Consider the following 869-nt stretch of genomic DNA (forward strand, 5'->3'; position numbering starts at 1 on the left):
AGCCAAAAAGATGACGGTAGCCGCCCGTGCGATGGCTGAGAGGAAGACCTTTGGGCACCTGTCGTATCGGGTTGCCACACGTCGCCAATCTTTCAACCTTCCGAACATGATCTCGTATCACTGCCCGACAGTGCATTGCACGGCAATGTCACGAGAGGGGGGGGTGCGACTATGTAGCGACGCTTGTCGTACTTCACCGCTTTTTTTGGCTGCTTCCGGCTTGGGATGCACATGCGTATCCCTTTGTCTTTCAACGTTTCCCGGAACCAATCAGCGTCATATCCGCGATCTCCGAGCAGCCATTCGACATCTGGCAGGCTGCTCAACAATGCTCGTGCGCCGATGTAATCACTCATCTGCCCAAGCGTCACAAACAAGTTGAGTGGGCGCCCCTTGCTGTCGCGGATGACACGCCGTTTGGTGTTCATGCCGCCCTTGGTTCGGCCCCTCTCGGCAGCATCCTTCGGATGCGCCTTCAGGTAGGTCGCGTCCACTGCCCGGCAGTCGAAACGCAGTTTCGATGAGAGGGGATCATCACGGTCTTGTCTTCTCCGTGCTCAGCGGCCAATCCGGCCATCATTCGCGCAAAGATGCCCTTGTAGCTCCAACGTTTCCAGCGGTTGTAGAGCGTCTTATGCGGGCCGTATTCCTTCGGCGCATCGCGCCAGCGCAAACCATTGCGATTAATGAAGACTATCCCGCTCAACACCCGCCGGTCATCGACGCGGGGTTTGCCATGAGACTTTGGCAAGAAGGGCCCAAGACGCGCCATCTGGGCGTCGGTCAGCCAAAACAGATCAGACATGTTCACCGCCCGTTTTTCGAACCGTGAGTCACGCAACCCCGCTGAAATCAATGGGTCCTGACCC

Annotated in this window: 1 pseudogene; it reads right to left on the reverse strand. The window is 57.3% G+C overall.

Going from position 1 to position 869, the window contains the following annotated elements:
- A pseudogene (locus ACR0LI_RS20790) lies at window positions 1-805 on the reverse strand (IS5 family transposase); the annotation flags it as partial.
- Between the last annotated feature and the right edge of the window lie 64 nt (window positions 806-869).

This window comes from Ruegeria sp. CL7 (assembly GCF_056536445.1).